Source organism: Leucobacter sp. BZR 635 (assembly GCF_048061935.2).
Classification (GTDB): Bacteria; Actinomycetota; Actinomycetes; order Actinomycetales; family Microbacteriaceae; genus Leucobacter.
This window is the reverse complement of record NZ_JBLUNZ020000056.1, coordinates 48,412-68,492: the sequence shown is the minus strand read 5'-3', so window position 1 is coordinate 68,492 and position 20,081 is coordinate 48,412. Positions and strand designations below refer to the sequence as shown.

Sequence of the window (20,081 nt, the reverse complement as noted above, 5' to 3'; positions counted from 1 at the left end):
CGCGACCGCCGCAAGATCGTGTGAGATATATAGGCCAGCAATGCCGTGCCGGTTCGAGAGATCCCGGATGAGGCGCAATATCTCGTGTTTGGTGACTACGTCAAGACCGGTCGTCGGCTCATCCCAGACGATCACCGACGGCCTGTTGACGACTGCCATCGCGATGAGTGCGCGCTGCTGTTGCCCTCCTGATAGCTGTTGCGGGTAGCGGCGAAGGAAGGTGGCGTCGTCGGGCAGCGCAACAGAGCGCAATGCCTCTCGGATCTTGGTTGCACGCTGGTCATGTGAGGCCTCTCGAGCGCCAATTGCACGGTTGAATTGCGCATGCAGGCGCACAGCTGGGTTGAGCGCCGTGCCCGGGTCCTGTGGCACATAGCTGACATGTTCCCTCCTAAATTGCCTAAGCGCTCTCCCCGTGAGCTCCAGCACGTCGACGCCGTCAAGCGCTACGGTGCCCCGCGCCAATCGGGCACCGGGTTTCGCGTAGCCGAGCGCGGCGAGACCGACAGTCGATTTCCCCGATCCCGATTCACCGACGAGTGCGCTGATCTCGCCGCGTTCAACTGTCAGCGATGCCTGCTCGACAATTCGGCGCTGAAGCCGGGGCAGGTCTACCGTCAGCTCAGCGATCGAAAGCACTTCATTCATTGTTCGGTCCCCGTCCTGTTGAGCACACGACTCACACCCTCAGTGACGAGGCTGAGCCCGGCGGTAAATACCCCGATGAGGGCGATGGGCGCAAGCATCGCCCAAGGCTGCGACCGCAATGCTCCTTGGTTCTCGTTGATCATGAGACCCCAGTCAGCTTCTGGAGGCTGAATTCCATAACCGAGGAAACTGAGCGCTGCGAATACTGCAACCGACCACATCAGGCGGAGGCCAAGCTCAACGAGCACTGGTGACGTAATATTCGGCAGTATTTCTGTAAAAACCAGTCGCGCACGCCCCAGCCCGACAAATTGCGCCCACTGCACATACTCTTTGTCTTTGAGCGGTAGCACGGCACCGCGGGTGACGCGTGCAACAGGAGCGATGTGTGTGACCGCGACAAGGAGTACGAGCAGGATGGGTGATGGCCCAAGCATTGAAACAAAAAGCAACACCAGCAGCATGCTCGGGAAGGCCAGAAGCACTTCGATACCCCTCATGACAAGGTTCTCGGCGAGTCGCCCGCTCATCGCCGCAACCATCCCGAGTGCGCAACCGAGGATAACCCCGACGAGAGCCGCAAGTACAGACATCCATATGAGATTCCCACCGCCCCAGAGCAGTCTGGACAACACATCGCGCCCTAAGGCATCGGCACCAAGCACGAGCCCGTCGCCGGGTGGTGCGTACGGGCGCGACGCGTTCTCCGTTGGGCTATAGGGCGACGCGAAGCGGCCAAAAAGACCGAAAATGACTATTAGCATCGTGAGCGCGAGCCCTACGAGTACCGTCGGTGACGCGGCTAACTGACCCTTCACTGAACGCTTCGAACCTCCAGCTGGCTCCTCTCGAATGGCAAGGCTCCTAGTGTCGTCGCTGGGCGTGTGCGGGGACGTCATGGGTGCGCCTTTCTTGCGCTCGGCGTGATGACTGCTGTGACGAGATCTGCGGCCAGGTTTACGAACACGAAAATGGCTGCAATCAACATGACAATAAATTGGATGAGCGGGAGGTCGCGGGCGTTGAGCGCGAGAATGAGGCCTGTTCCAAGCCCGGGGTAGTTGAAGACGGTTTCGAGTGCGACTGATCCTGCAAGCATTGTGCCGAACATCACCGCGATCGCCTGGATCATGGGCTGGACCGCGTTCGGGAGGGCCTCTCGCCACAGAAGCGAGGCTGTGCTGGCCCCGCGTAGCTCGGCCGTCCGGAGGTATTCGCTCCGCATCTGGTCGATTGTTGAGGCTCGCATGAGCCGCGAAAAATACGCGACCCCAAGCAGAAAGATGGTGAGCGCCGGGAGCACGAGCGCAACAGGGTTGCTCAGTGGCCCCCGCTGCACATCAAACATCGAGACCGGCGGCAGCAGCTGCGCGGCACCCGTGGCAAGCAGCACAATGAGAAGAGTGCCGAGCACGAACTCTGGCATGGAATTCACTACGATGGTTGCGGTCATATACGCTCTGTCGCCAGCGGAATCGCGCCGTTTGGCGAGGCTGAGTCCGAGCGGAATCGATACAAGAGCTGCGGGGACAAGCCCACACGCCACGAGTGTCACCGATGCCAGCAGCCTCGGCCAGACCCATTCTGCTGCGACAGTGTGTTGCGAGATTGATTCCCCGCCTCCACTGGTGAACAGGGTCGCGAGCCAATCGAAATATTGCAGGGGAAGCGAACGTTCGAGGCCAAGTTGCTCTCGTAATGCCGCTACTTGCGCAGGGCTAGCGCCGCGGCCAAGAATCGTCTGCGCGACATCCGAAGGTAGAGCCTGGGTCGCGACGAAGACGAGTACCGTAACAACTGAGAGTACGGCGAAGCTGCTCCCCGTTCGGGCGAGCAACCACCGCGTAGGCCTTTCAGCCATCGAGGCTCACCTGGTTAAGGCGTACAAATGGTTTCGCTCCAACGTCGGGCTCGAGTCCAACGACGCGGTCTGAATAGGCGTTCAGAACAGTTACCCACCCCCATATGATGAGCCCACCGCGCTCGTACTCTATGGCGCGCATTTGCGAGAGCAATTCTGCCCGAACTTCGGGGACCGGCTCTCCGAACATCTGTGCACCGAGTTCCACATACTCGGGATCGTCCCAGTGCGCGAGGTTGAACGTCGCGTCAGGCAGCAGGAGCAGCGGCACCAGTCCGAGGTGGTCGGTGGTGAAAAAGTCGACGCCCAGGGGCCACTCAGTGTACTTTTCGAGGTAGCTTGTCTCGTCGATCTTGTTGAGCGTGACATTCACGCCGCCCTTCGCCGCTTGCTCCACGAACAGCTGAGCAGATTCGGCCATGCCTGAAATCCCGTCGTTGACAGTGAGCTCCAGCGAGAGATTTTCTTGCCCGGCAGCCTTCAGCAGTTCCTCAGCGCGTTCGAGGTCTTGCGTGCGTTGCGGCATCTCAGGCCCGGCTTCTGTGAGATTGAGCATGTCGTTGGCAACGGTGCCGTAGCCGTTCAGAGCTACAGCAACCATCTCCTCTCGATCCACGAGCAGTCTGAGCGCCTCTCTCACCCGCGGGTCGTCGAATGGTTCAAGGTCGGTACGCATGTATATCGGCAGGAACTGCTGCGATCGGTTTTCAAGCAGCTGCACGCCGGACGTGTCTTGCAAAGCCGGCGCATCGGCATAGTTGACGCTGCTCGCGATATCGACCTGCCCGCCCTGCAACGCATTGATCTGGGCCTGGCCGTCTGTGAACGAAATCACATCGAGGGCATCAACACGTGGCGCTCCGCCCCAGTAGCTTTCGTTCGCTTTCAGTAACGAGTGCTGTCCTGCAACAAACTCGGAGAGAATGAACGGCCCCGTACCTACGGGAGCATCCGCATCGAACCCAGCTGGAGTTATGTAGAGGTAGGGACTGGCCCAAAGCTCAGCAAAAGGTCCGTAGGGCGCGTCGAGGCTAATCCGAACTGTGAGGTCGTCGACCGCGGCGACGCCGCTTGGCGGGATGAAGGAAACCAACGAGGCCCCCTTGGTGCCGTTCTCTGGGAGTTGAATCCGCTCGATACTTGCGATCACATCTGCTGCGGTGAAGGCGCTCCCGTCTTGGAAGGAGACCTCCGGTCGCAGCGCTATTGTCCACTCGGTCGCGTCATCGTTTGGAGTCATTTCCTCGGCAAGGAGGTACTCCAGCTCGCCTTCCCGGCCGAACGCGGTAAGTCCTTCAAAAATGTTCCCGGCGCGCACCAGGTCGCCCTGAGTCGCGGGCGTAATGTGTGGGTCGAGCGTATCGCTGGAGCCCCCAGTCACCGCGATCCGCAGCACACCATCCTGGACTTCATCGCCGGCACTCTGGCAACCTGCAAGAGATACCGTGATCGCGGCAGCGCCAGCGAATACGATGGCCCGTGTTGATCGGCGACGAGCCGGAGTTGTGGAAGTACGCATGTCGTTCCTCTCTTCGCAGTATTCGCGTTATAGACGGTCGGGAGTTCTTGGCAATGCACGGGATCTCGCTGCATTGGATGAGCTGAACACTTCAATGCCGTCCTGTACGATCGGCACGAGTACGTCCAGTCCTCGCGGGTCCATCGTTGGATCCCACGAGGCCATAACGAATGCCGATACACGGAATCGATCGGCTATGAGCCGCCAAGCGAGCCCAAGCTGCTCCGGGGTGAGGCCTCCGACCGCAGCGTGCCGGTTTGCCATGAGCACCTTTGCGTCGAGAACGTCGGCGTCGAAGTGGACGTAAACTCTGTCTGTACGTGCAGAAAGCAAGTCGAGTGCTGCAGTGAGGCCCGATTCAAACCCGAGCTTCGCGATCACGGGAGGGTCCACTACCGTTCCCATTGCGCGCCCATGGTAATCGCGCCCCCGCTCACCAGGCTGATAGACCTCGTGGTAACCGACTGTGACAATCTGGTCTTCGGGCAGTGTGTGAAAGCCTGGAATCCGTGCCGCATATGCATTCCAACAGTGCCCCGCGATCGTACTCACCGGCATGCCTTCAAAGAAGCCGTTGACTGAGAATTCGGGAGTCATCGCGTCGCTGTGCGCGTCAAACCAAATGAGCCCAACACCCTCATCGTCGAGTCCACCCAGCACACCGAGCGCTGAGGAGCAGCTTGTAGGTTCCACAAATGGCAGCCTGCCCGCCTCCCGCGTTGCCCGCACAAGCTTCGAGAGCCGAATGTTCTGAGCAAGCATTCGGCTCATCTGATCTCCGCGTGGCAGCGTACGCTGGTCTTCACCAAATTCCTCGGGCTGCGGCTCAGCGTCGCCTTCGAGCATGAGAACTTCAACATCCGCGCGGTTTACTCGAAGTCTCTCCGCTAGTTTCCCCTCGATGAAGAGCTTCTCGGGTGCCGTTGCCATCTGGAATTCGCCCTCTGCTTCGCGTCCGCACCAGAAGGCGTTGCCGAGCAGAGAAACTGATTGAGCATCGTCGTTGATCGTCATGCGTTAAACAATATGTCAACACTTATCGACACATTGACACTGTTATTGTTTTGTTACCAGGCTGCTGGGAGGAGGTTCCATCCGTGTGCCGTGGCCTGGGCCAGCCGCATGGGTGCCTGCAACCGGCCATCTGTGCCGACTTCGAGGGAACCGCGCGGTCCAGTCAAGTGGGCCTGCGACAACTCTCCGCGAACGGCCCCCGGCGACATCGAGCCCGCACGATTTGCGCTCCCCACGAGCAAAAGCAAGGCTTCGTAGGTGGCTTCGCCGAGGAAAGATATTGGTGGCGCAAGCTCACCAAACGCCTCACGGTACTCACCTACGAAGCTCTGGTTTTCATCAGTGTCGAGGGCCGGTAGATATGAAGTGGCCGCCCAGATCCCGTCTGCTGCTTCCCCCAGCAGTTCCCTGCTGCATTCGTCAAGCAGGAGAGAGAGCGAGCTCACCCGCGGCCTGAGCCCTGCGCGGTGAACCAGTTCTTCGAACCCGATCATCCCCCACCCCACCAGCGAGGAAACAATGATGTCAGGCTTCTCGGCGAGCACCTCGCGAGCGAGCTCTTCAACGTCGGGAGTCTCCGGATCCGCATACACTTCCCTGACCACCTCACCGCCAAGCGACGTGATGAGCTGTCTAGCGCGCCTGTTCACCGCCCGCGGCCACGAGAAGTCGCTGCCAACGAGCGCCCATCGGGACCCGGCTCCGTGAATACTATCCAGGTAGGGAATAGCGAGCTCCAGTTGGTCCCGTTCCGTGTCGCCCACAGCGATGAGCGAGCGTTGCGGGAGCGTGGACTCAGAAAGCGGCGCGTAGAAGTACGGCTTGTTCTCAGCCCACCCGCTGGCGTCAACGGCCGAGGCGATCGCTGATGAGTGCACGCCGACGGCAGCGTCTATCCCCCTACGAGCATCCGCCGCGAGCAATTGGGTGAGCCCGTGCTGCGCGCTGCTGGCGTCATCAATCACAGTGACTTCAACGGGTTGTCCAAGCAGCCCGCTCTCGGCGTTGATGCGCCGTTCTGCGAGCTTCGCGCAGTTCACCGTGCTTCGACCGTAGAGGCTGGAGTGCCCGGAAAGGCTCGTGATCAAGGCGATCCGCCGCGTGGGCGTGAGTGCACGTCCCGAACGCCCACGCTCACCGCTCCCCCGCGGGTTTCCATCTAGCATGTCGGCCACCTGCTCAACTGTCTGCACCGGGACCGAGGTCCGTGTGGACACTCGAGTGCCCGAGCCGAGGGCCGTCAACAAAATCTCCGTCCGGCTCTCCCACGGGGACTCTTGCAAGATGACGAGACGCTTGTAAGGGGTGTACTCGGCGAGTCTGGCAACCGCTTGTTCAAGCCGAACCCCGACGCCCTTCACTACCGGCACGAAAGTCCGGACTGCCTGTCCACGCATGGCCGTCGCTGCGCTCGCTGCAAGGTAACTTCCGCGCTGCTCCCCACGGCCGATCGCTAGGAGTCCGTCGAATACCTCATTAATCGGAAGCTCCACGACCTTCTCATCGACAAAAGTCGTCACGCCGGGCAACGCAGCTTCACTGGGTCCGGGGAGTGCCCCCGCCGATACCCGATCGCCTGCGCTGCGCATCGTTGTCAGCTCATGCTTCGAAGTCTGGGGCGTAGATCTGTCGAAGGAAATCTATCGCAGCATCCGCCCTGTTGGGGCCGAGCTGGTAGCGGCGGCGCTGCCCATCACGCACTTCGGCAAGTAGCGTCGCGTCACGGAGGATGCGAAGGTGTGATGACACAGCGGTGCGCCCAATACCGGGGAAGTGGGCAGCGATTTCACCAGCGGTCGGTAGCTCCTGTGAGCCGACGAATGACAGAATTTCGCGCCGTACTGGATCCGCGAGAGCGCGGAACGTCGAGTCTTCGCTGTGTGCGCGTTGCGCTGCCATTCAAGCCCTCTCCGCGTTCTAGAAACTCCAGTTACCTGGCTGGCAAGCAAACAGAGGCCGCCTGCCACATCCCCATTCTTACATGATTGCCATATTTGCTACCGTCGCAGTCTCGGAGGTGCCTCGCACCAGCTCGTTCGTTCCCTAAGCAGTGAAGTTGAAAGCAATGGGCCCGGCACGGCTGGCCGACAATCAAACCGACGCGCTCGCGAGGCACTGCCCGGGGCACGACTCATCGCAGCAGCCGTGCCCAATATTCCTCGGACCGGGAGAGCCCAGACCTAGTTGTACTCTGTCATGAGGTTGGTGACACTCGACTGATCGGTGGCAACCCCGCACAAACAGTGTGTGGCCGATCATAGTTGTAATATTCGAGCCAGGGCTGAAGCGCTTCTGCCCGGTCCTGTTTCGACGTAAACGCCCGCCCTTCTCACATGGACCGATTAGAGCGTTCTGACTTGCCGTTCTGCCAGGGCGAGTACGGGCGCGTCAGAACGTGACAAGCACCCAACGCGGCGACCTCGCCCTGGAACGACTGGGAGCGTCGGTAGTTCAGCGCATTGTCAGTCATGACTTCTCGTATCTGGAACCCATGGCAGGCGAAGAACGCTGGCACGTTGTTGAGGAACTGCACACACGTTACCCCTTGCTCCTCCGGGAGGATACGCGCATACGCAAGCCCGGAGTGATCGTCAACGGCGACATTCACAGATCTATCCCGAGCCTGCGGACTTCTTTCGACCTCGCTCCTGATTGAGGGTATCGAGGCCACCGGTTCGCCACCCGCCTCCCTCGGGGATTCGGCCGAGCTCCTTCGCATCGATATGGATCAAGCCTCCCGGAGCATCACGCTCACAGCGATGTTGAGTGCGCCGAAACGCACGAGTCAGGATGCCGGCGACTGGCTTGAGGGTGGTTTCAAGTAGCTAACGCAACACCTCCACACCAGGAGGTTACACATGCACACACACTATCCCTGGGAACAACGACTCACGGTCTACGCAGCGCTCGCGCGGGGAGAGTCCGCAGTCGAGGTCGGCCGTATGAAGCGCCCTGGGTTTGATGGAGACTCAGCTCACTTGATTTCAACCAGTTCTTTGGCGCTGGTAACCCCAGCATAGAACGCTTCTTCGTACTCGAACGGCGGCATGTCTCCGAGGTAGCCATGGAGCCGTCTCGTGTTCTGCCAGTGCACCCAGCCCAGCGTCGCGAGCTCGAGATCATCGATCGTTTTCCATGGCCCAGACTTCGCCGGCCCTCGCACGAGTTCGGCCTTGTAGTACCCGTTTACGGTCTCCGCGAGAGCGTTGTCGTAGCTGTCACCAACGGTCCCGATCGAGGGCGTTGCCCCGATCTCTGCAAGGCGTTCCCCGTAGCGAATAGACGTGAATTGGCTGCCCGCATCGCTATGTCACCGGAGTTCCGGGAGATACTTCCCGCGAGACCAGCGGGCCATCTCGATCGCGTCCAGTACCGTCTCGGTGTTCATACTTGAAGCACACCGCCACCCCACGATCGCACGGCTGTACGCGTCGATAATGAAGCACACGTAGGCGACGCCCTGCCAGGTCGGCACGAATGTCAAGTCCGTCACCCACAATTGGTTCGGCGCAGCCGCCTTGAACACACGGTTTACGAGGTCAGGATGCCTCGGCCTCTCCGGGTCAGGCTTCGTGGTCTTCACCCGCTTCTCCCGCCGCACGCCCTCAATCTCAAGGACTTTCATGAGCCGGGCGACTTGGTCGCGACCGATCCGGATACCTGCTCGCTGAGCGATTTTCCAGAGCTTGCGCACCCCATAGATGGAGTAGTTTGATTCCCAGAGCTCGAGCAGCAGCGGCGCGATTTCCGCGTCGCGCTGCTGCCGGGCAGATGCTGCTCTGCCGTTCGCGTCGTAATACGTTGACGGGGCCACCTGCAAAACCTTGCAGATGCGCTCGACCCCGAGCCGCCGGCCGGCGACCACATCGTCTTTGTTCTGGTTGATGAATCGCACTAATTCCGGTGTTGGCGGCCTGGCTCCGCCCCGAAGAAAGATGCGGCCCGTTTCAAGATTTCATTTGCACGCTTGAGCTCACGCACTTCTTGCTCAAGTTCACGCATGCGCGCTTGCTCGTTGGTCGTGACACCGGTTTTCATGCCGTCATCGATATCGGCCTGGCGCACCCAGGCGCGCACAGATTCGACCCCGTAGCCGAGCTGTTCGGCTACCCGCGTGGTCGTTCCTTGGCTCGTACCGAGCTCGGCACGGAGGGTGCGCACAATCCGGACTGCGGCAGCTTTCTCGTCAGCGGAATAGCGGCGTCCCTTGTTCTTGTGTTGGGGCAAGGTCCCATTCTCGTTCCATAACTCTGGAGCCTCCAACAAACCCAGGGCGCTTCAGCCTTCTTCGTTGTCGAAGTCGACGCGGCCGTAGCCTGCATTTTCAGCAGGTCTCGGTTCCTCGGTTCCGGTGATTCCCTCTTTCACCCAGGGCTTTGGCTCCAGCTCTGAGCTGTGGTCGTATGGAGATGCACTCTGTTTCATGTTTGACCTCCTGCATTCCCGACAGACAGGCGCGTGCTGCTCACCTTCGTGGCTCTGATCTAGCAGGAGGGCCGTTTGACACATGCGCAGGCTGCTGTAACTTCACTACAGTGGATTTGCAGGGGTTTCGCGGCGCTCTCGCTCAGGCAATATCTCGGTAGATGAAGTCATCTCGAATCTTGAGTGCGAGTGAAACCATTAACCGCAACAACAAGAAGTAATCAGCCCTATGCTCAGCGATTCTAGAGGGATCAGGGTTATTACCGTGGGAGTACTTGTTTCTCAATTCAGGTCCGTCGCTGAAAATATTCTTGTTCAGCCAGTACTCAAAATAGTGACTTTCGGCCAGAGTCATCAATCGAGAAGTCGGGACTAAAAGCCCTTTAGAAGTGAGTGCGACAGCCGCTCGTTCGAGGGACCCGGAATATCGGTATAAGGGCACTCCTTCTTTCGCGTAGAGGTCGTGCAGGACCAGTATCTGTTCAGGGTAGGGAAACCTAAGGATGCCGTCCTCGACCGAAAGGAGTTCGTGGTCGAGAAGTGGCTGCAACCGGGATTCGACGAATGGGTTGAGGTCTTCAAACGCGACGTCGAGTGTATTTACCAGCCGTTCAAACGATGACTCGCTGACGACCTCACTGATGTAGGTTAGGCCGGACTGGTCGTTAAAAAGCAGCCACATGAGTAGATTGCAGTCACTCTTCGGAGTGCCGATTAGATACTTGTTGGCGCGCAAGGAAGGAATCGAGCCCCAGTTGAAATCTCCTGACCCGATTTCGAAAAGCTCCCGGTCGATCTCATTTTCCTGACAGAAGAGAGTGAATTGTTGTGCAATACCTTCCATCTCTGGAGCTAGGTGCCTGATCTTTTCAAGCCACGAACTCCCTGGGGTGGGAGGGGAGTAGTGGAAACCTGCCGCGCCAAACTCATCTGCCAGATAGTTGTTGAAGAACCATGCCAGTACTTCCTCTAGCACGACGCCGTTCTGCTCGAGAAACGAATGGTACAGGCTGAGCCCCAGGCTTGTGAGAGCGTCTTTTCTTTCAAACCCCGGTCCGCGGAGGTACGCTTTCACTCCGTCAATTCCTAGTTGGTGAAGTGCGCTTAGCTCAGATTTGTAAGAGGGCATCCAGAGCCAAGCCCCCTCCATGAATTGAAGAGTCGACGCGAAGTTCTCAATTACCGCTAGATTCTCAAGTGTTTTAAGGAGATGCTTCTCGCCAAGGTGCAAAATGACGGTGCCGTCTGCCTTCTGCTCCCACCGCCGTTTCATGGGCGTCAGTTGGTCGATAGCCGCTCCGAATGCTATCCGGGATACTACAGCTGACTCATCTTCCAGTAGCGCCTCACCCAGCTCTTCTGCCCTACGCTTTGCTGCGAGACGAATCTTCTTCGTCACAATTGATTTCATCTCATTTGGAGCTTCTGCGATTACCTGGACAAGGTTGAGATGTGCACGTTCGCTTTGAATGTAGGCATTAAGCCATGCTTGAACGTCCTCGTCAGTCAGGCTTGGCGGCAGAAAGGAACGATCAGACGCTTCGTGAACAAGTCGCTTCTGGATCCAGATTTCAGCCTGACTTGGTTCAGCGAGCAACAGGATGCGCAGAGCCGCATCGTATACTTCGACGAACTTCTTGCTAGACAGCAACATCCAGAGGGGAACGCCTACAGCCGTCAGCTCTTCCACTACCTGACCCTTATGCATGTTCTGTGGTGACTTATAGCGCAACAGCAGGTCAACGAGCGACATCATGTACTCGCGCTCGAGGCCATCAAGCGCAGATGAGAAATTCGCAGCCCCTAAGCCGAGAAAGTACTTGCTTAGTTCGCGGTTCATGACGCCACGGGTTTGTAGGAGTTCAGCCTGTTCTTCCTCGGAGGCCGACGAGGGGAACGCCCTGTGTTCAACAAACTGAATTGCGTGGTGGAGTTCAAGCGCGTCGTTGAGGGACAGTAGCGACGGTGCATCACGTTGCCTCTTTATTAGCTCCAGTGCGCGAGTACGCTCAGGGTCTTCGTGAAGTAGGGCCAGCTGATAGAACACAACCCGCCTCTTTTTCTTCTCTTCGCGCATGGACACAGACTATCCACAGCGATGAGGAAGTTGGGATTGTCAAGCCTTGGAAGCCGTCGGTGCATTGATTGTTTCCCTGTCTTAGGGGCCTGGTGCACGTTTAGGTGACAGGTTGGTCAGGCAGCGAGTGCGACCTGTTCGTTCATGATGGACTCTTATTCGATCGGCATCAAACGCCCTAACCGGGCCTGTCTGCGGCGTCGATGGTACGTGCGCTCGATCCAGGTCACGATCGCTGTTCGGAGCTCCTCCCGGGTCGCCCAGGTCTTGCGGTTCAGGACTTTTTTCTGGAGCAGACTGAAGGATGATTCCATCGCCGCGTTATCAACTGCAGCACCGACGCGACCCATCGAACCGGCCATGCCATGACCGGTGAGCGCACGCTGTAGCTTCCGGCTTCGAAACTGCGATCCACGATCCGTGTGCAGCACACACCCATGCACGTCACCACGGCGAAGCACGGCGTTTTTCAACGCGGTCACCGCAAGCGAGGAGGTCATTTGCGCGTCGATGGAGCAGCCGACAACCCGGTTGGAGAAGACGTCTTTCACCGCGCAGAGATAGAGTTTGCCTTCACCAGTCCAATGCTCAGTAATGCCCGAAAGCCATAACTCGTTCGGGGTAGTGGCCACGAACTCGCGCTGCACCAGGTCGTCATGAACAGGTGGGCCAGGCTTTCTGCCTTTCCCGCGGGCTTTCTTCTTCCCAAACGCTGACCACCACAGCTGATCACGACAAAGCCGCCACGCAGTTCTCTCAGCCATCTACTCGCCGAGGCTCTTCGCTTCGTCTGCGAGGAACCGGTACCCGAATTCGGGGTCTTCAAGGTGGGCGTCGTGGAGCGCGTTCGCGCGATACGCTTGCGTAAGATCACGCTCAGTCACTGGGTTGCGGAGCCAGCGGTAGTAAGGCTGGCGGGAAAGCTTCAATACCCGGCACGACACCTGGACGGGGATCCCGTCACCGGCGAGCTCTTTCACGAGCGGGTAGAGCCTTTCCCGGCAGGTGTGCCTGGGAAAGATACGCAGCCGCACGTCGGAGCACTTCCACTTCTTGTTCGAGGAGTTTGTTCCGCTTGCGAAACTCACGAAACTCACGAAGCTCACGAAGCTCACGAAGCTCACGAAGCTCAGCATTCTCGGACCTGGTGACACCGGGTTTCTGGCCCTGTTCGACGCGTTCTTCTCGGAGCAATTTGTCGAGTGTGCCAACGTGGATTCCGAAGTCCTTCGCGATCTGCGCGAGTGTGACTTCTGGGCCGCGATCCAACGCGATCTTTACGACGTCGTCGCGGAACTTTTTGGGGTAGCGAGGGGGCATAGGTTCATCCTTCCAGGCCAGCAGAAACTAGCCATGTCGAATGTCACCTAATCGTGCGTCAGACCCGTCAGCTCGGGGATAGGAGTCGAGTGAACGATGAACGATGAACGATGAACGATGAACGACGAGGATCCAACGGCTTCCCTGGCGACCTACACAGGTCTGGTTTGGTTGCCAGTTGCTCTTACACGATCTTAAGCTTCCACCGTCCGGCCGGTTGCCGACCGGGCTGAAAGACGATCTCGCCGGCGTCTTTGAGCCATACCAAGCTGGCCTTCAAAAATGCCACATCAGCGACCTCAAATTTCTGCCCCGTTGCTCCAGCGAACCCGGCGAAGTCTCCAGGCATGCTCCCGAGGATCCGCTTGCCTGTAGCTGCGGAGATCGATTCACGCTGTTCGTGGAGTTGCCACAGAAGGTCTACTTGCGCACCACTAGTAGGCGCAATGAGCTCAAGGGCCTCCACTGATAGCCGGAAGTTCAGGGCCCGCGCAACGGAGGCCGCCGCCGCAAGGAACCCCTGACCTTCTGATTGAGCGAATTCGGTCAACCGGTCGAGAACCGCTTTTCTTGTTGCTTCAGGGACCTCATTGTTTCGCACTAACTCCGCAGCGTGCCCCTCTATGAGTTCGGGGGTCAGGAACGTCGCGGCATTCGTGGAGACTTGCAGTGCCGGCCCAATCGAGGGCCACCCAGCCTCTGAGAAGTGAGCAAAGACCTCTTCGCTGTCGTCAGCCATTTCCTCTCGCAGGAGCTCTGCCAGGAGCCCGTCGGGGCTCGCGGTGATTTCATCGAGGTAGAGACCAGGTTCCGAAAGATGAGTCCACAGCTGTTTGGCGAGCATCACACGCTGCTGTGAATCAAAGACTTCCTCTGCGTTGAGAAACAACGTGATCAAAGTGTCAAGTTGTTCTTCGGTCGCGTCCTCCAACCCGATAATGTTAACGACTGTTCCGTCGTTTTCGGTCAATAGCGAAGCGAGAACAACGTCTACACCGATCTCGGTCGTATATTGCTCAAGGTTCACGACGTTCGGGGTCATCCGCGATGTTTCAGCGGCTGTCTGCCATACGGTTTGTGGGATCACAGCGATATCCGACAATGCCGTTCCCTCAGCGCTGGAGTTTAGGAAAGCCTCCATCTGCCCGGTTGACCATGCCTCATGTTGCGCCTCGATGACCTGTGCGAGGACCTCTGGGGAAACGCAGCTCCAGGATGTGCCGTTGTCGCTTTCGACAAGTTCGAGGTAGATGTCGAGGTTATCGGCACAGTATGTCCAGACCTCGGGCTTTGTGATGAGGCTGTCAGCGGAAATCGGTTGTTCGTCCCGTAGCCGAGCGGCGTTGCGAATGTTTCCAATGCTCAAATCGTAATGCTGCGTGCGTACAGCTTCCTCCTGCAGAGCGGGAGAGATTACCCGAAGGGCAGGGATGCTCGGCACGGCATCGGTTAGGAAGTTAAAACAAGTCTTGATGAGGTTTCTAGGCTGAGGGTCTCGGAACGCAGGGATCTCTGTGTGTAGCCTCCTGATCAGTGCTCGCGCTGCATCATCAACTTCGAATGCTTCAAAGGCGGGTGCGCTCATCAGCGCGGCGTGGAGGAGTTCCGCACTCTTTGCATCGGTTTCGATAGTTCCCTCTGAAGCGATGAAGCTGAACAGTTCCGGCCATGGTTTGGCCGCGAGGCGGGAGACGATTTCCTTGCTGCGACTTCCCTTGGTCTTAAAATATGTCGCGAGGAATTCTTTTCCTTCCGAATTGTTCGGTCGAGCTAAGAAAGTCGTAAGGGCGCTCGACGACACGGCGTCCATTCCCATTAGATAGTTGACAATGTCGATATTGAGGGCGCTCCGTGTATGTAAAAAGTCGGCCGGGGCTTGTGCCAAGACGTTTTCCACCGCACCAGCGGTCGTGAACTCGAACTGCGGTTCCATCTTGTTTGGCCACACGCAGTTGCGGAAAAACTTCGCGACGTCCACACCCAGGAACTCTCCGAAGAAAACGGTCGCATACTCAGCGTAGTACCGGTCAATTTTCCCTCGCTTGACCAGATCGAGAGCAAGACCTGACGGCAGAACGCGTGCGGCTATCTCGCTGAAAAATTCACCATTGTGCTCATATCGTTCATCGTCAATGAGGTTCTTATAGTCTTCGCCACGTAACGTTGCAATCTCTGCATCGATTTCATTGATTCTCGCGAGATCGGCCGGTGTCGACTCTGAATCAAGCCACTCGCTCGGGCTCGCTGCTTCAGGGAACAGCTCCTTGAGCTCCGCGGGTCCAAACCTCGGCGATTCCGTATGTCCAGAATTGCGATGATGAAGGGATAGTTCGAGCGAACCAGCACGACCAACTTGCCCCCAGAATGCCCGGTCGTCGGTCATGGCGGTGTCGAGACGGACATCAAGAGCCGTAGCTTCCTGCAGCGTCATGCCGGTAGACACAAGAACCGCACTAAGACGGCGGCCAAGTATCGCTGCTAGGTCCTGCTGTTTACGCTGCCTCTCTGTCCCACGAACAAGGCTCACATGTTCGTCCTGCAACCTTTTGATCGACGCGTTGACCAAATCGCGACGAGACTGGTCCAACGTGTCGAGGGCACTGCCGCGGTTCGGGAGAGCCTCAAAATCCTTGAGATGAAAGTTCTTGTAAACGACAAGCGCGAACAGGAGATCAGCAGTCAGTCCGGGAGCGACTTTCTTCTCTTCGACCCACAGTAGACGTTCCGCGTAGACGATGAACTCGTTGCCAATGTTGATCATCAAGCGCATGTCCGTTGTGTGGCGCGCAACTATATCAATGAGACCGTGATCAATATCTGAACCTTTGGGGAGCTTCAGCTTTCCGAGTTCTGTGAGGAAGTGGTCACGCGCGTTGCTGTGCGACAGAAACTGCACCACTGGTATAACAAGCTCGAAGAATTTCGTCCTGTTCGCCCGTTCTACGGCTTGTGTCGCAGTGCTAGTCCCTTTTTCTTGCCATGCAAGAAGCTCGTCAACGCACTCTTCAGGCTCCGGCTCGCCGTCCACATCTTTTTGCTGTTGTTTATCGCCGAGCTTCTCAAACAGACTGTCTTTGATGGCGTAGACGAACCTGAGTGGCCTTTCCGGCCGGCTCATCCAATGCGCAGACGTGTTGACCAGAGTGTTCAGCTCACGCAAGGAGTCAAAAATTCGTGGGTCATCAAATCGATCAAGGTCCTCAAAGACGACAATGTCCGGCTCCGTCGCCTCGAAAAACGCAATCAGTTCATCCAGGTACTTGTCGAAGAAAGAATCGTTCTTTCCTTCAAGTGCGATCGACGCGCCGCCGGCCGATACCTGGGCGACCACGCGGCTTCCCATATACCAACGTATTGCCCACAGGATGGCGAAAACGAGAAGAAAGAAAACGAGCAACGGCAGTAGGAAGCCGTCGGTTCCCAGCGAGTCTTCCTTGGGGCGCAGCCCGAAGAGCCAAAGAACTCCGACAAGAGCCACCGCCACGATGAGTGCTTCAAAGCCCGCCTGCCACCATGTCAGCTCAGGTGCCCGTGAGAACTCCGAGCTGCGGACCTCTCCTGGCTTTGCTCGATATACGAGTTGCTTCACCAGCTCCTTCTGGATCCGGTTTGTCAGATCCTCACCTTTGTCGGGTCCGAGCGTATTGATGCTGATTCGAAGAACCTTCGTGGGGGAAGACCGCTTCCGCCCCCACTTCTTCTTTGCTGGGAGTAGGAACGTCTCCCTGCCTTTGATGAACGCGTCGAGGATGCTCGACTTACCGGCGCCGTAACGGCCGGTAAGCGCGATATTCCTGTTCCGCAGGTCGGACACGGCGGCGTTGAGCCGGGACACGTAACTCTGGTGATGATCGGCGTCGTATTCCGGAGCAAGCGATCGCAACTCTATATTTGTCACTCTGTCTCGACCTTCCGCTGGGGCATGACTATTACTCAGGTGGCGCATAGGGCGTTTGATTATCGTAGCGAGCGCTTCCGGCATCCAGCAGGTCTGCTGATATTTGATTTGGCCTGGGTTTAGTTCCGACCCGTTTGTCCGTTACCGAATGAGTTCCGACACCGGTTCAGCGTTAGCGTAGTACGCCGCTTCCACTTCTGCCGGGGTGCGCATATCGAGTTCCCCGTGCAGGCGTTCGTTATTCCACCACCACACGTACTTCAACGTGGCGAGTTCAACCTGCTCGACCGTTCTCCAAGGTCCTTGCTGCCGGATGAGTTCAGCCTTGTAAAGCGCGTTCACGGCTTCAGCCATCGAATTGTCGTAGCTATCACCCACGGTCCCGGTCGACGGGATCGCGCCGAGTTCCGCGACCCGGTTCGTGTAAACCATCGACATGTAGTTCGAGCCGTGATCGCTGTGATGCACGAGCCCCTCAAGATCACCGCCGGCCTGCCATACCGCCATCTCGAGGGCCGGTAACGGCAACACCTCAGCCTTCAGCGTTGCAGCAACGTTCCAACCCACGATCCGACGCGAGTACACGTCAGTGACGAACGACACATATGCGAACCCGGACCACGTCGCGACATACGTGATGTCGACGACCCAGAGCCGCTTGGGAGCTGTCGCTGTGAAGTTCCGGTTGACCAGATCGCCTGGGAGCCGGTCTGCCGGGTCACTCTTCGTCGTAAACGCCCGCCGAGAGCGTCTCATGCCCCGCACTCCAGCGAGCTTCATGAGCCGCTCGCATGCGTCACGGCCGACCTCCCAGCCCTCGCGTCGCAGCAGGGCATGCATTTTGCGGCGCCCGTACACACCGTAATGCTGATGGTGGAGCCGTTTGATCTCGGGAACGAGGATCTCGTCGCGGAGCTGGCGGGGCGAGGGGAGCCGCTTCTTCGCTGCCCGATATCCGCGTGACGTGAGGAATCCACGAACTGCCGCACGCAGGGTACGGCAGAGGAACTCGACCCCGAAACGATCACGATACTCGTCGATGAATCTGATCATTTCGTTCGTGGCTGGTCGAGTTCCTTCGCGAAAAATATGCTCGCGGCTTTGAGGACCTCGTTCGCTTTGCGCAGTTCCGCGTTCTCTTTCTGGAGGCGACGGTTCTCGGCAGCGATATCAGTCGTCACGCCGGGCTTTGAGCCCGTATCGATCTGCGCTTGTCGATGCCAGATTCTGAGCGTGTCTGGCGAGATGCCGAGCAGCCCTCCGACATGCTTGCTCGCAGCGTGCACGCTCGCCTGCTCGGGGAGCGCTTCGGCGAGCATGCGGAGTGCTCGTTCTTTGAACTCTGGTTCGTATGGTTTGGGCATGATGCTCCAATCCTCCTTGATGAAAGATCCGAACTAAACCACGGCCAAATCAAGGTCACCGCTGGAGAGCGGCATCAATAACGGCATCCGACTATCCTACGGAATCATCGCGGGATGAGCGAAGCACACATGAAGCGGGCAGCGGAATGGTTCCTCACACTGCGGGAGATCCCGCTCGAACACGCACACCAGCTGTTCACCGTTCCGCAACCCCCGGCACAGGAGAAACCACTCGTGGAACCAGAAACCAGGCAGAGTAGGAGCCTGTACGACACTGGGCTCGACGCAGGAGAAGGGCTCTGGGTGAGGCAGGGATGGGAGGGCCGAGGCTAACGCGCCCGAGCCTGTCCACTATTTCTGTCCTGTATGCCTACGTTCCTGCCCCTGATGCTCCCCAGAGACGACAAAACCCTGATGAAAATCACTTCTCATCAGGGCTTTTCTGTCGGGCTGACAGGATTTGAACCTGCGACCCCTTGACCCCCAGTCAAGTGCGCTACCAAGCTGCGCCACAGCCCGTTGTCTTTTCGAGCGATACCGGCCGGGGCCGACTTCACTGCCGAAGCAACCTCTCTATTCTAGCCATACTTTTGCGAACCGAAGAACGCGCGGCGGTATGAGTCGCAGATTCCTCGGCGGCACCCGCGCAAAGCGCACCGCCCGCGCACCAACAGCCCGCAGCACACCCCAATCAACGCGCGGCCCGGGCCCGGCACGCGCCAGACCCGGGCCAACGCAAACAAGTCCTACTCGTCGAGCAGCGCCGCCGCGTACATCGGGCGTGCCGCGTCGGCGCTCGGCGGGTGAAAGAGGCCGGCTGTCGCGTCGCGGTACAGGCGGCTGAGCTCGCTGCCGTTGTCGAAGCCCGATCCACCGGCACAGATGAGCGCGGTCCCGGCGCTGCGGCGGGCCGCCGTCGAGGCGTTCAAACGGGCCGAGACGAGCCGCAGCGGCCAGTCAGCCCCGTGGTCGACGAGCTCGTCGAAGTCGCGCGAGTAGGCGTCGAGCTGCGCGGGCACGGCCATGTACTCCATGTGGGCGTCAGCGAGGCGCACGCGCGCCTCCGGCACCTCGGCGTGCGAGGTGCCAGCCTTCGCGGAGCGGCGCTTCTGCATGCCCGCGGCCGCGAGGTCGAGCGCGCGGCGCGCGACGCCCGCGTAGACGGAGCCGATGAGCAGCTGGAAGTTCGCGGTGATCGCGAACGTCAACAGGTCGGGGTGCCGCCCGGCCGGGATCTTGCGGCCGACCTTCTCGGGCCGCATGCGCGCGCCGTCGAGGATCGTCGCCCGGCTCTGCGACGCCCGCATGCCGAGCACGTCCCACTGATCCGACACGGTGATCCCCGCACCGCCGCCCGCCGCGGCCTCCTCATGCGTGCGCTCGAGGAACCCGTACACGAGCGTCTCGGCGTCGGTATCCGCAGTCGCCTGGTCGAGCCCGTGCACGATAAGCCGCGTCCACACCGGCGACAGCGACGTGAAGATCTTCACGCCGGAGAGCAGGTAGCCTCCGTCGTCCTGCGGCTCGGCCTTCGTCTTCGAACCCTGCAGCACCCAGTCGTTCGCGGGCTCGCTGATACCAAACGCGAAGATCTCGCCGGCGACGGCCTCCTCGAACACGTAGTCGAGGGAGTGGTCGCCGCGCTCGTACATCGCGCGGATCACGCCCGTGCACATGAGGTGCATGTTGATCGCGAGCGCGGTGCCCGGGGCAGCGGTCGCGAGGCGCTGCTGCAGCCGCGACACCTGGTTAAGGGTCAGTCCCGGCCCGCCGAACTCCTCGGGCACGAACACCGTAAGGTAGCCCTGCTCGCGAAGCTCAGCGAGATCCTCGTGGAAGAAGCTGTTCTCGCGGTCGTACACGGCAGCCCGTTCGCGGAATCGCTCCAGCAGCTCCTCCGGCAGGTACCGCTCGGCAAGCTCCTGATGCCGCGTCTCTCGGTCGCTCATTCTCTC

Annotated in this window: 13 protein-coding genes, 1 tRNA gene and 3 pseudogenes; 1 reads left to right on the top strand and 16 read right to left on the bottom strand. The window is 59.0% G+C overall.

Annotated features, from left to right (window positions below; translation table 11 throughout):
- The 14 genes and pseudogenes from ACI1US_RS11775 to ACI1US_RS11710 all read right to left on the bottom strand — a co-directional run.
- The coding region (locus ACI1US_RS11775; protein WP_461640638.1) for an ATP-binding cassette domain-containing protein at window positions 1-648 on the bottom strand (648 nt) is incomplete at its 3' end.
- On the bottom strand, window positions 645-1,412 hold the full coding sequence (locus tag ACI1US_RS11770; RefSeq protein WP_461640637.1) for an ABC transporter permease: 768 nt from the start codon (window positions 1,410-1,412) through the stop codon (window positions 645-647). The genes ACI1US_RS11775 and ACI1US_RS11770, both read right to left, overlap by 4 nt.
- Window positions 1,413-1,543: 131 nt before the next feature.
- Window positions 1,544-2,509, bottom strand: a complete 966-nt coding sequence (locus tag ACI1US_RS11765; protein ID WP_461640636.1) for an ABC transporter permease — start codon at window positions 2,507-2,509, stop codon at window positions 1,544-1,546.
- A complete protein-coding gene (locus ACI1US_RS11760) occupies window positions 2,502-4,028 on the bottom strand; it encodes an ABC transporter substrate-binding protein (RefSeq protein WP_461640634.1) in 1,527 nt (508 codons plus the stop codon). Before ACI1US_RS11760 ends, ACI1US_RS11765 begins: the two co-directional genes overlap by 8 nt.
- Before the next feature lie 27 nt (window positions 4,029-4,055).
- A complete protein-coding gene (locus ACI1US_RS11755; RefSeq protein ID WP_461640632.1) occupies window positions 4,056-5,042 on the bottom strand; it encodes an arginase family protein in 987 nt (328 codons plus the stop codon).
- Window positions 5,043-5,095: 53 nt separating this feature from the next.
- A complete protein-coding gene (locus tag ACI1US_RS11750) occupies window positions 5,096-6,562 on the bottom strand; it encodes an ABC transporter substrate-binding protein (protein ID WP_461640630.1) in 1,467 nt (488 codons plus the stop codon).
- 79 nt (window positions 6,563-6,641) lie between these two features.
- Window positions 6,642-6,941 (bottom strand): ArsR/SmtB family transcription factor, encoded by a 300-nt coding sequence (locus tag ACI1US_RS11745; RefSeq protein WP_461640628.1) that lies wholly within the window; start codon window positions 6,939-6,941, stop codon window positions 6,642-6,644.
- 295 nt (window positions 6,942-7,236) lie between these two features.
- Window positions 7,237-7,350, bottom strand: a pseudogene (locus ACI1US_RS11740) (IS481 family transposase); the annotation flags it as partial.
- A gap of 666 nt (window positions 7,351-8,016) precedes the next feature.
- Window positions 8,017-9,269 (bottom strand): annotated as a pseudogene (locus ACI1US_RS11735) (IS3 family transposase).
- A 51-nt stretch (window positions 9,270-9,320) separates the two neighbouring features.
- A complete protein-coding gene (locus ACI1US_RS11730; protein WP_461640626.1) occupies window positions 9,321-9,467 on the bottom strand; it encodes a hypothetical protein in 147 nt (48 codons plus the stop codon).
- Window positions 9,468-9,609: 142 nt separating this feature from the next.
- Window positions 9,610-11,544, bottom strand: a complete 1,935-nt coding sequence (locus tag ACI1US_RS11725; RefSeq protein WP_461640624.1) for a hypothetical protein — start codon at window positions 11,542-11,544, stop codon at window positions 9,610-9,612.
- A gap of 155 nt (window positions 11,545-11,699) precedes the next feature.
- Window positions 11,700-12,864, bottom strand: a pseudogene (locus ACI1US_RS11720) (IS3 family transposase).
- Window positions 12,865-13,048: 184 nt separating this feature from the next.
- A complete protein-coding gene (locus ACI1US_RS11715; RefSeq protein ID WP_461640622.1) occupies window positions 13,049-16,762 on the bottom strand; it encodes a YobI family P-loop NTPase in 3,714 nt (1,237 codons plus the stop codon).
- A 141-nt stretch (window positions 16,763-16,903) separates the two neighbouring features.
- Window positions 16,904-18,126, bottom strand: a protein-coding gene (locus tag ACI1US_RS11710) for an IS3 family transposase (RefSeq protein WP_461640620.1) whose coding sequence is annotated in 2 segments (ribosomal slippage) — window positions 16,904-17,841 and window positions 17,841-18,126 — 1,224 coding nt in all. Because the reading frame shifts where the segments join, the coding sequence is not laid out codon by codon here.
- Between the two features lie 114 nt (window positions 18,127-18,240).
- Between ACI1US_RS11710 and ACI1US_RS11705 the strand changes: the two genes are divergently transcribed.
- Window positions 18,241-18,459: a hypothetical protein gene (locus tag ACI1US_RS11705; RefSeq protein WP_461640618.1), complete on the top strand. Its 219-nt coding sequence runs from the start codon at window positions 18,241-18,243 to the stop codon at window positions 18,457-18,459.
- 112 nt (window positions 18,460-18,571) lie between these two features.
- Here the strand turns inward: ACI1US_RS11705 and ACI1US_RS11700 are convergent.
- Both ACI1US_RS11700 and ACI1US_RS11695 read right to left on the bottom strand, forming a co-directional pair.
- A tRNA-Pro gene (locus ACI1US_RS11700) sits at window positions 18,572-18,645 on the bottom strand.
- Between the two features lie 227 nt (window positions 18,646-18,872).
- Window positions 18,873-20,075, bottom strand: a complete 1,203-nt coding sequence (locus ACI1US_RS11695; protein ID WP_416550149.1) for an acyl-CoA dehydrogenase family protein — start codon at window positions 20,073-20,075, stop codon at window positions 18,873-18,875.
- Window positions 20,076-20,081: the final 6 nt, after the last annotated feature.

Excerpts from the sequence above, each read along its gene's own strand:
- ACI1US_RS11745 (WP_461640628.1), bottom strand. The coding sequence starts at position 6,941 with ATGGCAGCGCAACGCGCACACAGCGAAGACTCGACGTTCCGCGCTCTC.
- ACI1US_RS11695 (WP_416550149.1), bottom strand. The coding sequence starts at position 20,075 with ATGAGCGACCGAGAGACGCGGCATCAGGAGCTTGCCGAGCGGTACCTG.
- ACI1US_RS11770 (WP_461640637.1), bottom strand. The coding sequence starts at position 1,412 with ATGCTAATAGTCATTTTCGGTCTTTTTGGCCGCTTCGCGTCGCCCTAT.
- ACI1US_RS11725 (WP_461640624.1), bottom strand. The coding sequence starts at position 11,544 with ATGCGCGAAGAGAAGAAAAAGAGGCGGGTTGTGTTCTATCAGCTGGCC.
- ACI1US_RS11760 (WP_461640634.1), bottom strand. The coding sequence starts at position 4,028 with ATGCGTACTTCCACAACTCCGGCTCGTCGCCGATCAACACGGGCCATC.
- ACI1US_RS11705 (WP_461640618.1), top strand. The coding sequence starts at position 18,241 with ATGAGCGAAGCACACATGAAGCGGGCAGCGGAATGGTTCCTCACACTG.
- ACI1US_RS11755 (WP_461640632.1), bottom strand. The coding sequence starts at position 5,042 with ATGACGATCAACGACGATGCTCAATCAGTTTCTCTGCTCGGCAACGCC.
- ACI1US_RS11730 (WP_461640626.1), bottom strand. The coding sequence starts at position 9,467 with ATGAAACAGAGTGCATCTCCATACGACCACAGCTCAGAGCTGGAGCCA.
- ACI1US_RS11765 (WP_461640636.1), bottom strand. The coding sequence starts at position 2,509 with ATGGCTGAAAGGCCTACGCGGTGGTTGCTCGCCCGAACGGGGAGCAGC.